Origin of the sequence: Pseudomonas syringae pv. cilantro (assembly GCF_001293775.1) — a bacterium.
Classification (GTDB): Bacteria; Pseudomonadota; Gammaproteobacteria; order Pseudomonadales; family Pseudomonadaceae; genus Aquipseudomonas; species Aquipseudomonas syringae_P.
On record NZ_LGLN01000076.1, the window covers coordinates 1 to 12,152 of the forward strand.

At 57.0% G+C, this 12,152-nt stretch carries 10 protein-coding genes and 2 pseudogenes; 4 read left to right on the forward strand and 8 right to left on the reverse strand.

What is annotated here, in order from left to right; all coding sequences use genetic code 11:
- From ABJ99_RS29320 to ABJ99_RS20565, 3 genes and pseudogenes are all read right to left on the reverse strand, one after another.
- A pseudogene (locus ABJ99_RS29320) lies at positions 1–217 on the reverse strand (hypothetical protein); the annotation flags it as partial.
- A 203-nt stretch (positions 218–420) separates the two neighbouring features.
- On the reverse strand, positions 421–1,674 hold the full coding sequence (locus tag ABJ99_RS20560) for an MFS transporter (protein WP_054087377.1): 1,254 nt from the start codon (positions 1,672–1,674) through the stop codon (positions 421–423).
- 724 nt (positions 1,675–2,398) lie between these two features.
- A pseudogene (locus ABJ99_RS20565) lies at positions 2,399–3,403 on the reverse strand (tyrosine-type recombinase/integrase).
- A gap of 99 nt (positions 3,404–3,502) precedes the next feature.
- Between ABJ99_RS20565 and dusA the strand changes: the two are divergent.
- Both dusA and ABJ99_RS20575 read left to right on the forward strand, forming a co-directional pair.
- Positions 3,503–4,522, forward strand: a complete 1,020-nt coding sequence (dusA, locus tag ABJ99_RS20570; protein WP_054087378.1) for a tRNA dihydrouridine(20/20a) synthase DusA — start codon at positions 3,503–3,505, stop codon at positions 4,520–4,522.
- A 106-nt stretch (positions 4,523–4,628) separates the two neighbouring features.
- Positions 4,629–5,060 carry a universal stress protein gene (locus tag ABJ99_RS20575; protein WP_054087379.1) on the forward strand — a complete coding sequence of 144 codons (432 nt, stop codon included), beginning with the start codon at positions 4,629–4,631 and terminating at the stop codon, positions 5,058–5,060.
- Positions 5,061–5,069: 9 nt separating this feature from the next.
- On the opposite strand, the gene ABJ99_RS20580 is transcribed toward ABJ99_RS20575, so the two are convergent.
- The 4 genes from ABJ99_RS20580 to ABJ99_RS20595 are packed head-to-tail and all read right to left on the reverse strand — an operon-like array spanning position 5,070 to position 9,704.
- A complete protein-coding gene (locus ABJ99_RS20580; RefSeq protein ID WP_007253114.1) occupies positions 5,070–5,534 on the reverse strand; it encodes a response regulator in 465 nt (154 codons plus the stop codon).
- A complete protein-coding gene (locus tag ABJ99_RS20585) occupies positions 5,531–7,858 on the reverse strand; it encodes an ATP-binding protein (RefSeq protein WP_054087395.1) in 2,328 nt (775 codons plus the stop codon). Before ABJ99_RS20585 ends, ABJ99_RS20580 begins: the two co-directional genes overlap by 4 nt.
- Positions 7,855–8,523, reverse strand: coding sequence for a response regulator (locus ABJ99_RS20590; protein ID WP_054087380.1), 669 nt, complete (start codon positions 8,521–8,523; stop codon positions 7,855–7,857). The genes ABJ99_RS20585 and ABJ99_RS20590 overlap by 4 nt, the downstream gene beginning before the upstream one ends.
- On the reverse strand, positions 8,520–9,704 hold the full coding sequence (locus tag ABJ99_RS20595; RefSeq protein ID WP_054087381.1) for a sensor histidine kinase: 1,185 nt from the start codon (positions 9,702–9,704) through the stop codon (positions 8,520–8,522). The genes ABJ99_RS20590 and ABJ99_RS20595 overlap by 4 nt, the downstream gene beginning before the upstream one ends.
- A 202-nt stretch (positions 9,705–9,906) precedes the next feature.
- Between ABJ99_RS20595 and ABJ99_RS20600 the strand changes: the two genes are divergently transcribed.
- Positions 9,907–10,431 carry an SgcJ/EcaC family oxidoreductase gene (locus ABJ99_RS20600; protein WP_007253110.1) on the forward strand — a complete coding sequence of 175 codons (525 nt, stop codon included), beginning with the start codon at positions 9,907–9,909 and terminating at the stop codon, positions 10,429–10,431.
- Between the two features lie 76 nt (positions 10,432–10,507).
- Here the strand turns inward: ABJ99_RS20600 and ABJ99_RS20605 are convergent, their stop codons facing one another.
- Positions 10,508–11,044 carry an RNA polymerase factor sigma-70 gene (locus tag ABJ99_RS20605; RefSeq protein ID WP_054087382.1) on the reverse strand — a complete coding sequence of 179 codons (537 nt, stop codon included), beginning with the start codon at positions 11,042–11,044 and terminating at the stop codon, positions 10,508–10,510.
- Positions 11,045–11,359: 315 nt separating this feature from the next.
- Here ABJ99_RS20605 and ABJ99_RS20610 point away from each other — a divergent pair, with 315 nt between their 5' ends.
- Positions 11,360–12,118: a thioesterase II family protein gene (locus ABJ99_RS20610; protein WP_054087383.1), complete on the forward strand. Its 759-nt coding sequence runs from the start codon at positions 11,360–11,362 to the stop codon at positions 12,116–12,118.
- Positions 12,119–12,152: the final 34 nt, after the last annotated feature.

A 12,152-nucleotide genomic window follows, 5' to 3' on the forward strand; every position in this document is an offset into this window, starting at 1 on the left:
TGGAAAAAACGTTCAAGCTTTCAGCAGTGCTGATTGAAACTTCGATTATGCTGGCCCGAAGAATTCGGTTTTTTCCAAACGAATTCTTGAAGACCTCATCTCCACCCGAATACCCAGTAAAACGGCTCATGATAAAGTCATCGGGGTCAGGGAAGTTTTCATCTTTTGAATCAGACTGGAACTCTCTGAGCAGTTCGCCGGCTTGCTTTGTCGACACATTGTGTCCTGCCGCACGCATTTCATCCCTGAAGACTTTCGCATTTTCTGATCCAGATATTTGCTCACGTGCAGGGAGGCATCTAAATGATGGTTTAGATAGTCGGAGAAAAGGCTGTCTGGGTGGGGGGTTGCGGCTTTTGTGGTAATGGAAATCTTGTGTTTGCTTTATCGCCTTGTTGAATTGCGTAGCTACATCGATACTTAGTTCTGCATAGCTTCAGCTAGCTCCGGGTATTTGCGCTTATAATAAAGCTCAGAATCTCCAGTATCCTCCAGGAAGTGCCAAACAAATTTTGAAAGAGCGGCAGTAGTAACTAATATGCCAAACGCTGCTAGATATAGCCATGGTAATCCTTGGGTTCCAAAATTTGAGATGATGGCTCCCACAATCAAGTAAGATAAGGTATTCGCTAGTTGGCTGATTACGAGGGTTGCAGCCGTCAATCGAATTCGAACTCCGTTAGGTACGGTGAGAGTTCTTTTGTCCATCCCTATAAGAGACAGGCATCCGCTAGCGGCACCGACAACAAAAAGCCAAGGCGCTATATGCCAAAATCCTGTCACGTAGGAGCAAGCTGCTAATGCGACAGTGAGGATGGTCCAGAGTAAAATGTACTTAGTTCGTTGGTTTTCTTTTTTTGATATAAGCGGACTCAGGAAGAATAGCCCTATGACAGAGCCCGCAGCGAATATTGCATTGAGTACCCCCATATTACTTTCATCAAGATTTTGCCCGTGAATTAATGTAGGGATCAACATTGGCAGTGTCGCGGCGGTGACTAAACTTAGTAAAAAGCCAGATACAGTGAGAAAACGTTCCGGTGGAAGAATAAACTTCAGCTTAATTCCAAAAAAAATCTCTTGGATCCGTCCACCAGATAATTTCCTGTGCTCCCTATGGGGAGCGCATTCATTCGGGATTGTCATTGCGAAGGTTGCAGCTAGCCCTCCAAAAAATGCAGCGAAAAGTAGCGCTGCCTGCGTCGAGAATATTCCGATGACAACGCCTGCCAATAACGGGCCTACAACGCGGCTAGAAGTCGTTAAAATCCGACGAATGCGAAATGCATATTCCGCGCGGTTTTTTTCAACCACTTCGGCGGGGTATACGCCGAATAGTGACTGGGCTACACCAAACGCCGCAACGGCTAGAATGTCAATCATTATGAGAGTGCCAAGGGAATACGAAAAAGAAATAGAAATGTAGCGGAGGACGCCTGATAGTAAAATCGTGAAACAGGCTATTTTTAGCGTAGATGTGCGACCCATGGTCTCGATACTAGGGGCAAGATACAGTATGGAAATTACCGCAGAAAGTGCGAGTGCGGTTTCATAGATCGCCAAATCAAGTAAGCCGCCTCTTTGCACAATTAGGAGGGGGATGGTGGCATTCCAGTAGCCAAGGTATATCCATGCTAATATCTCGACACAGAGATATTTATGAAACGTATTCATAGGATAGATCCTGCTATGTCTTTGCTTCTAGTGAGGCCTGCCTTGGCCGCAGGCCTCTGGTAGTATCAGCTCGCTATAAAGTGACTTACCTTGAAGCTTTCCGCGCTAACACCAAACTTTGAGAACAGGTGGTCATGCATCTTGTTTTTATAGATGTCACGGTTTTTATCGAAATACTCTTTATCATACCATCTCACGCCGAAGAACATTGTGAGCCCTCTGATAATCGTCGCTATCTGCCAGTCATAAAAAACTACTTCTAATGGGCGTTCAGCGAGCCTCTCGTCAGACTCTTTAACCGCGTTAATGCAGCGGTCAAGTTAGTCTTTGCTCGAAAAAACTACTGTGCAGTTAGTTAGGGTGATGATCGGCTTTTCGATTTCGCGTTCGGTACCTATTACAACTTCGTATTTTTGAGAATCCATGGTGGCCTCTAAATAAGTAGTTGGCAGTAGTTTAAGGTATTCTCGATGTGCAAAGACTAACACGCCGCCATTTTGTGACTCTAGTCAGATCACTTTTCAATGACGTCCTAAAACTAGTCAAAAAAATCATCCCTGTCAATTCACAACCTGCAATCAACGTCTAAAATAATTCTTTTCATCAGAAAATAATGCTAGGCGGTCTGTCGAAAGCTAGGCAGAAGGCGAGTCTGTTAAAATCAAGGTCTTTTTTCAATTCGGTGGTGCCCCGAGGGAGCACCGCAGTGAAGCTGATTGCTGCACTAGCGTTTGTTAGTGCGTGCGCCAAGGTCAACCTCCGCTTCCACAATCTGCTGGAGCCACTCCCAGCCCTGGTAGGGGTCACCACGTCCTCGCAGGTGCGTATACCGGCGTAGCGAATTCCAGTCACGATGGCCTGACACGCTCGATACCCTGGGGATGTCCCAGTCCCTCTCGAAAAGTCTGCTTATGCCGTCATGTCGCATGTCATGAAAGCGCAGATCTTTCAGCTCTAGATACCTACAAACTCGTGTAAATGCGGCAGAGATCGAATCTGAGTTGTAGGGAAAAATCTTTACGCACCCTTTAGGCATGCTCTGCAGGATCGCCCATGCTTCGTCAGGAAGGTGGCACCAGACGTCGTTGCCGATCTTCTGTCCAGGATTTTTCATGTCTCTCACCAGGACTGCTTGGTGTTTTTCATCCAGATCGCCCCAGCGTATGCGGGTGATTTCTTCTTGCCGACGCGTGGAAAATATCGCGAACCCCAGCACTTTGGGCATATTGATCGAAGTCGGTTTACGTATCTGCATCTCAAAAAAGTGGGCAAAAAGGGCATCGGGCTCGTCTTTAGTGGGTCTCCGAGTTCGCTCCTTTCTTTTGCTGACCATGCCTAACTTACGCAGGACGATCCGCGCATCCGACACTGCGTGAGGGACGACGTCGTATCCCCATGCAGGCTTTGCTACGGACAACGCCGCTCCCAGATGCGACAGATCATTGCCTACGGTTTGCGCCTGGACTCCGCCGCCTTCCTTGACCATTCTCCACTGCGCCTACTCAACCAGCTTCTGACTGGTCAATGCTGAATCGGCTACGGTTTATGCGCTCGATCGCACCAGGTCCTGTTAGCTCTGCTTCACGTTTCTTGATCCAGGCTTGGGCAACCTGCTTGCGGTCGAAGGTTTGGGTTTCCTGATAAACTGGCAAACCGACCCTATTGATCCGAATCTGAGCCGTGAAGCCAGTGATTTGGCTTTGCGTTTCCGTGCTGTGATCATGCCCATTTCATTTGCTACATTTCAGAATCGATTTGCTACTGTAGCAATAGCTCATGAAAAACAAGCAAAAACGGGTAAAAATAGCTGTATAAAAGACCAGTAATTATGATCAGCGATAAACGAAATATCCCAGTAAACATTGGAAATTCAGCGTTTACGCTGTCCCGCCGCTTCTCCGTCGCCCCGATGATGGATTGGACAGATCACCATTGTCGCTATTTCATGCGACTGCTCTCGAAGCACGCATTGCTCTACACCGAGATGGTCACCACCGGTGCCTTGCTGCATGGCGACCGTGAGCGGTTTTTGCGCCATGACGAAACCGAGCACCCATTGGCGTTGCAACTGGGCGGCAGCACGGCTGCGGATCTGGCGGCCTGTGCCCGGCTGGCTGAAAAGGCGGGCTATGACGAGGTCAATCTGAACGTCGGTTGTCCGAGTGACCGGGTGCAGAACAATATGATCGGCGCGTGCCTGATGGCGCATCCGGAGTTGGTCGCTGATTGTGTGAAGGCAATGCGCGACGCGGTCGGTATTCCGGTCACGGTCAAGCACCGGATTGGTATCAATGGCCGTGACAGTTATACCGAGTTGTGTGATTTCGTCGGCAAGGTTCAGGAGGCGGGTTGCCAGAGTTTCACGGTTCACGCGCGTATCGCGATTCTCGAAGGGCTGTCTCCCAAGGAAAACCGCGATATTCCGCCGCTGCGTTATGACGTGGTTGCGCAGTTGAAGGCTGACTTTCCCGAGCTGGAAATCGTCCTCAACGGTGGCATCAAGACGCTGGAGCAGTGCAGTGAGCACTTGCGGACGTTTGATGGTGTGATGCTGGGGCGTGAGGCTTATCACAATCCGTATTTGCTGGCCCATGTGGACCAGCAGTTGTTCGGCAGTACTGCGCCGGTCATCAGCCGTTACGATGCACTGGAGTCAATGCGGCCGTACATTGCGGCGCACATTGCCAGCGGCGGCCACATGCACCATGTCACCCGGCATATGCTCGGTCTGGGCCTGGGTTTCCCCGGCGCGCGCCGCTTCCGTCAGTTGCTGTCGGTCGATATTCATAAGGCGGAGAATCCGATGCTGTTGCTGGATCAGGCGGCGGCGTTTCTGCAAGGGCATTGATCGCGCGTGCAGGCGGCTGCTCTGCATCAAAAGAGGCGCTTTTTCCAGTAGCCGCGCCGCGGCGCTCGGGCTATGTTGTGGGCATAACCCAACAAGGAAAACGTCCATGCACAAAGTCCTGGTTCCTTTCGACGGCTCCGAGCACGCCATGCGTGCCCTGGGCTATGTCATCGAGCTGTCTGGCGACCTCAACAAGCCGCTTGAAGTGCATGTGCTGAACGTGCAGGCCAGCCCGATCGATTACAGCCTTTATCTGGCTCCCGAGATGATCGATGGCGTGAAGGCCGGTCTGACCAATGAAGGCAAGCGGGTACTGGATGACGCGGTGGCGTTGCTGACTGCTGCTGGCGTGCCGTTTCAGGCCCACGTCGATCTGGGCAACGTGGCCGAGCAGGTTGAAGCCGAGGTTCAGCGGCTCGGCTGCGACGCTGTAGTGATGGGCACTCGCGGGCTGGGCAACTTCGGTGGCCTGTTGCTGGGCTCGGTGGCCACGCGAGTGATTCACGAAGTGTCGGTGCCCGTCACGCTCATCAAGTAACGTCTGTTCTCATTGCTGCGCAGGCACGCGTGTCTGGCGCAGCAACTCGATATTCTCCGGTGGTAGCAGCTTGCGCAGGGATTTGTACAGTGCGCGGGTTTCCAGCAGGTTCCAGATCCGCAGCATGGTTTCCAGCGCATCCAGTGGTTTGCTGATGAAGTCCCGTGCGCCCAGTGCCAGGGCGCGTAGACGTGTGTCGCGGGTTGCGTCGGCGGTCAGGACCATGATGGGTAGATAGTCATTGGCCGGAATGCGGCGGTTTAGCTGTTCCAGCACCGCGAAACCGTCGAACTCGGGCATGTGCAGGTCCAGCACCACCAGATCCGGCTCGAAGCTGTTGAACAGGTCCAGCGTGCGCAACGGTTCGGTGCTGCTCAGCACATTGGTCAGCCCTTCACGGGCGAGTAGCTGTTCCATCAGATCAAGATTGGGCCGCTGGTCGTCAATGATCAGAATGCGGAAGTCTCCGGTCATAGGGGCTCCGGTAAGTATTGGTCGAGGAGGGCGAGGAACACGGGCACCTGGATGGGTTTGGTCAGAATGGCCGTTGCACCGGCCGCTTTCAGCTCGCGTTGGGTGCTGTCGCTGGCGTCGGCGGTGATCATCAGAACCGGTGTGTTGGCTGTCGCTGGCAAGCGTCTCAGGCGCTGTAACACTTCCAGGCCCTGGAGGTCCGGCAGGTTGAGGTCGAGCAGAATCAGTTGTGGCGCGTGCTGGCGGGCCAGATCCAGCCCCAACTGGCCCTGCATGCTCGACAGCAACTGGATGCCCGGTCTGCGCTGCAGCAGGGTTTCAAAGAGCGCCATGCTCGACAGGTTGTCTTCGATGCAGAGCAGTTTGCCATGCCAGGCCCGAGGTACAGGCGCGCGGGGCGCAGGCAGCAGGTCGGGTTGGCGTTGCGGCGGCAGGGCGCCTTGCTGCACCTGCATGACCGGCAGCTCCAGCGTAAATCGGCTGCCTTCGCCTGGAACGCTGTGCACGGACAGTGTGCCGTGCATCATTTCCAGCATGCTCTTGCTTAGCGCCAGCCCCAGCCCGGTGCCTTCTACGCTTGGGTCGGCGTTCAGTCGCTCGAACGGTTTGAACAACTGATCGATAAGCTCTGGCGCAATTCCGTGGCCGCTGTCCACCACGCTGACGGCGACCCGTTCTGCCGATTGCTCGACTTCGATCCGCACTTGACCGTTGGGCCTGTTGTACTTGATCGCGTTGGAGAGCAGATTCAACAACACCTGAATCAGACGCTGGCGGTCGGCAACCACGCCCAGTTCATCCGGCAGTTGCGGCAGCGCCCGCAACTCGATGTTGCCATCAGCGGCCATCGGTGAAACCAGCACCAGTGCTTCCTGAAGGACGTTCGACAGCGGCACAGGTTCCAGGCTGAGGGAAATGTGTCCGGCCTCGATTCTGGCGATGTCGAGCACTTCGTTGATCAGTTTCAGCAGGTGTTGACCGGCGCGCAGAATATGGCCGACTTGCGGGCGCTGGCTGGCCGGGGAATCCATTTCCAGCAATTGGGCGAAGCCCAGAATGGAGTTCAGCGGGGTTCGCAGTTCATGGCTCATGCGCGACAGAAATTCACTTTTCGCCCGGCTGGCACGCTCGGCTTCTTCGCGCGCAGTGCCCAGAGCGATTTCCGCCACGCGGCGATCACTGATGTCCCGGGTGATCTTGGAAAAGCCGCGCAGCTTGTCATTGCTGTCGTATTGCGCCGTGATCACCACGCTGGCCCAGAACCGGCTGCCGTCCTTGCGCCGCCGCCAGCTCTCCTCGGTATACCGACCGTTGACCGTGGCTTCGTGCAGCGCCATATCAGGGTGTTGCGGGCATTCCTGTGGCAGATAGAAAACAGAGAAGTGCTGGCCGATGATTTCCTGCTCGGTGTAACCCTTGATGCGCTCGGCACCCGCGTTCCAGGTGATGACATAACCGTCGCGGTCCAGCGCAAAGATGCCGTAATCCTTCACGCCTTCAATGATCAGGCGCAGCCGCTCTTCGTTGTCGCGCAACGCGCGCTCGCGTTCGGCCAGCAATTGACCGGCTTCAACCAGACGGGTGCCGAGCTGACCGATTTCGTCTTTTTCCGGTGGTTGCGGTAACAAAGGGTGGCCGAGTGCCAGGCGCTGGGCGTTGCGTTGCACCTGATGAACCCTGGCCACGATGCCCTTGGAGAGCATGAGCACAGCAAGAATGGCACCGATGATGCCGCAGGCGGCTGCCAGCAGGGTGGACCACAACAAGCGCTGACGGGTGGCCGCCGCTGCTTCCGTACGTTCGGCGAGCAGGGCGTCCTCGCGCTCACGCATGACGCTGATCCGTTCGCGCAACTGGTCGAGAACGTACTTGTTTTCGACCAGAATGGCGGCAACGGTTTCGTGATCTTCCCTGCTCATCAAGCGCAGTTTTTCCAGGCCGTCAACCTTGGTGCGAATCAGCGGTTCGATGGATTTCAGATGCTCGCGCATCTGCTGATCACGGATGTTGGCATCGAGCCGCACCAGCGCCGCGTCGATCAGCGGATGCGCGTTGATGTAGCCGGGCAGGAAGTCTTCCTGGTGGGTCAGCAGGTAACCGCGCACGCTGGCCGCACCTTCGGCGATCTGGGTATGAAGCGTCTGAATGTCGCCTTGAACGAGCAGCACGCGGCGCACGTCTTCTTCGGCCTGCGCGGTCTGGCGTTCAGCGATATAAATGAGCACCAGCGAAAACATCAGCATCGCCAGCGGCAGGGAAATCGCCACCAGCGCCTTGCCGCGTAACGGCAGGTCTTCCCAGCGGCTGCTGCCGGTAGCGGTCATCGCCATTCGCTCGCCGACTGGCTCACCAGGCCCAATGCCACACCGCGCACTGCGGCCTGGGTGCGGTCCGAAGCGCCCAGTTTGCCGATGACCTTTTCCACGTGCGCCTTGGCGGTGCCGGTGGTGATGCCGAGTTTCTCGCCGATTTCCCGGTTGCTGAAGCCGCCCGCGACCAGCCCGAGTACCTGGCGTTCGCGCGGGGTCAAGGTTTCCGGGGCGCTCGCACCGCTGGTATTGCGCTCGGTCATGCGCCGCAGCAGGCGTGCGCTCACTGCGCTATTAAGGGCTTCTTCGCCACGTGCCACACGTTGCAGGCCGGCAATCACTTCATCGCGGCTCGCGTCCTTGAGCAGATAACCGACTGCGCCTGCACTGATAGCTGCTTCCAGGTGGTCCGTGCTGTCGTCCATGGTGAAAATCACCACTTTCAGACCGGGCATGCGCTGTTGAAGAATGCGCGCAGCGCCCAAGCCGTTGAGCACCGGCATGCGAATATCGAGAATCGCGATATCCGGTTGCAGTTCCTGGCACAGGTCGATGGCTTGCTGGCCGTCGGCGGCCTGGCCGACTACTTCGAATTCCGGGTGGCCCGCCAGCAGCGAGACGAACCCGGTGCGGGTGACCTCATGGTCGTCGGCCAGAACCAGTCGCACGGTTTCAGTCATGTGAGTGCCTTGTCTGCATTGAAAGGGACGATGGCGCGCAGCCGGGTGCCACTGCCGGGGCGGCTGACGCAGGTCAGACGGCCGCCCAGCAGGCTGGCGCGTTCCTGCATGGCAACCAGGCCCAGTTTCTGAACGCCACTGCTGTCAGGCCGTTTCTCGGTGATGAAGCCACGGCCGTTATCTTGCAGTCTGAGTGAAAGGTTGCCGTCACTCAGTTCCAGCGCCAACTCTACGCAACTGGCGTTGGCGTGTTTGAGCACATTATTAATGCCTTCCTGAGCGATGCGAAACAGAGCGATCTCCAGGTGACTGGGTAGACGCACCAGCGAGCGCGAGGTCCATTGCACGACGATTCCCGCTTCACGCAGGCGATCGGCTTCCTTGTCGACCGCCTGCCACAGCCCGAAGTCATCCAGCACGGCCGGGCGCAGGCCGCTGATCAGTTGCCGCCCTTCGCCAACGCAATGCTGCGCCAGTTTGAGGATAGCTTGCAGATCGGCGTTCAGCGGTTCAGGCAGCTCCGGGCAGCGACCGGCAAAACCCTGCAAGCGCTGGTGTAGACCGGCAAGGGTCTGGGCCAGGCCGTCATGCAGGTCGTAGGCGACGCGTTTGCGTTCGTCTTCCTGCGCCGTGAACAGTTGGCGAACCAGCTGTGACATGGTCCGTTCGCGAGCCACCAGCGCGTCGAGCAGGCGATTGTTTTCCAGATGTGCAGCGAGCAGGGTGGCGAGCAGTTGCAGCGACTCGATGTCTTCGTTGTCGGGCGCGCTGATGGCGACACTGTTGGCCAGCAGCAGCGTACCGAACGAACCGTCCTCAGCACCGCGCAACGGCAGCAGCAGCACGCAAGGCATGTCGGTGCCGGGCCGCTCCAGCCATTGCGGGCCGATAGCCAGCGGGTCGGCCGTCGTTTCAAGGGTGTTTAGCCGTTCTTCGCCGCCATGGCTGGCGGTTTTCTGTACGCCGCCGTCCGCCTCCCATTCGAGCAGCAGACCGTGATCCATGGCCACGAACGCGCAAGCGCGTTGCAACACACGCTGGCGCATGGCTGCGGGAGGTAACTGGGTCAATTCCTGACCGGTATCGACCAGCAGCCGAAGCCGCGCCGCACGACTTTGCGACTGACGATAGTGATTACGAATGGCCAGCGCGCTTGCCGGATCGTGTGGTGGGCTTTGCATAAGGACTCCAGCGAGGGTGGATGGCCGCGCGGGCGCAACACGGGTGCAACAGAAGTGACGCCATTAGAACTGTATCAGGTGTTAAAGCCCATCTGCCGATCGGCATACGCAGATAACCCCGGTTGGCCGATGGCGGGGCGGGGCGGGTCGGGCAAAGTAGCTCTCACTGAATCCCTGAACAGATCCCCGTAGGAGAATAGCGATGAAAACAAAATTGACCGCCCTGGCCCTGATGCTGGCTGTGACTGCCCCGATGGTCCAGGCTGCTGCCGAGCCGTCCGGCTACACCTACCGCATGGTGGCTGAGACGCCGAACAACGTGAACGACAAAGAAATCGCCGGTCTGTTTGATCGCTGGAACAAGGCCCTGCAGACCGGCAACTCGCAGACCGTCGCGTCGTTGTACACACCAGACGCGGTCCTGCAGCCTACGGTTTCCAACAAGGTGCGCGCCACTCCGGCAGAGATCAAGGACTACTTCGATCACTTCCTGGCCCTCAAGCCGATTGGCGAGATCAACTACCGCGAGATTCGTCGCCTGGGCCCTGACGCCGCTGCGGACAACGGGGTCTACACCTTCACCTTGACGGCGCCGGATGGCAAGAAAACCAAGGTACAGGCACGTTATTCGTTCCTTTACCACCGCATCGGCAACGAGTGGAAGATTCTCAACCACCACTCCTCGGCGATGCCGGAAGTGCAGCCCGAGTATCAGGTCAGCCGCTGATCCAGTGCCTGTAAAGGCCGAAACGAAAAATCCGGAGCCATGGCTCCGGATTTTTTCGTCTGCCTTGATTGCCCCTTCAGGCTTCAGTTCCGGTGCCATTGACCTTGCGGCAATGGATCAGCGCGTCGCGGATCATGAAGTTGACCAGCGTCGGCGACACGCCCAGTTCCTTGGCGATGTCCTTCTGTGGCACGCCGTGCAGGCGATACATTTCGAACGCATAACGGGTGCGCGGCGGCAGTTCACTCAGGGCGTCGGCAATTTTCTCCAGGCTGGAGAAGTTGATGTGCGAGATCTCTGGCGATGCACCTTGAATCACCACATTCAGCCCCTCGGCCTCGGGGCCGGTGTATTTCTGTTCCAGTGCCTGCTTGCGGTAATGATCAATGGCCAGGTTGCGCACGATCTGAAACAGATAGCTGAGCTGCGCCTTGAAGGTCAGTGTGGCCTGCGGCGCTGAACGCAATCTGAAGAACGCATCCTGCACGACGTCCTCGGCACGCGATCGACAGCCAACAATGCGCGCTGCGATCTTGACCAGCAGCAAGTAGTTGTCGACAAATGCCTGGAGTAAGGGTGAGTCGCACTTGCCTGTGAATACGTGTTCCGTCATGGAATTCACCTTGCTACAAAGTCTATGGGGGGAGGGCTGCGGGAGGAGCAGCGCCGTCACATGGGGCAACAAATTAGCCTTAATGATAATTATTGTCAAATGCGAAAGCAAATCAGCGCACTTTAAAAGTGCAGGTCTGCCTGCCGCGCGCCCGTAACGGGCACCCCCCACTAATTATTTGCAGACGCCATCCGTTCTCATTGGTGACAGGCCCGACCACGGTTGTGGCCAGGGAATACCTCAGGAGAACCCCATGCGTTTCGATCACGCGCCTCGCCGCTTTTACATCCGCGCCACCAGACGGGCGGTTCTGCCATGAGTTCGTCTGTGAGTCTGACGCTGTTCTGCCTGCCTTTCTCTGGCGCGAGCGCGATGTTCTACAGCCCTTGGCGGCGCAAAGTGCCCGAGTGGCTGAACGTGCGCCCGCTGGAACTTCCCGGTCGCGGCATGCGCATGGACGAAGTGTTGCAAACCGACATCGTGCGACTGGCCAACCAGTTGGCCGACGAAATCAGCGCCGAGCTGGACAAACCTTACGCCTTGTTCGGCCACAGCCTGGGCGGTTTGCTGGCCTTTGAACTGGCGCATGTTTTGCGCGAACGCGGGCTGCCCGCGCCGCTGGCGCTGTTTGCGTCGGCCACTGCGGGCCCGGTGCGCCGCGATGTCAGCGAATACGCCGTCGCCAAGACCGACGAACAACTGATCGCCCGACTGCGCACGCTCAAGGGCACCAGCGAAAACGTCATCGCCAATCAAGAGCTGATGCAGTTGATGCTACCGATCCTGCGCGCCGACTTTCTGCTCTGCGGCAGTTTTGTGTACGGCCAGCGCGAGCCGCTAAGTGTGCCGATTCACGTCTTCGGCGGCAAACAGGACAGCGTCGGCGTCGAGGAACTGCTCGACTGGCAGGAAGAAACCTGCACCGGCTTCTCGCTGGACATGTTCGAGGGGCATCACTTCTATCTGGTCGACGAGCAGGCGCACTTGCTCCGCCACCTGCGGCGCTACTCCGAACAGCACCTGGCCCGCTGGCGCAATAGCGCGTCACGGCAGTTAAACCGGGCCGCCGGTTGACCGTTTAGGCCTCACGCGCGCCCGTTCCCCGGTG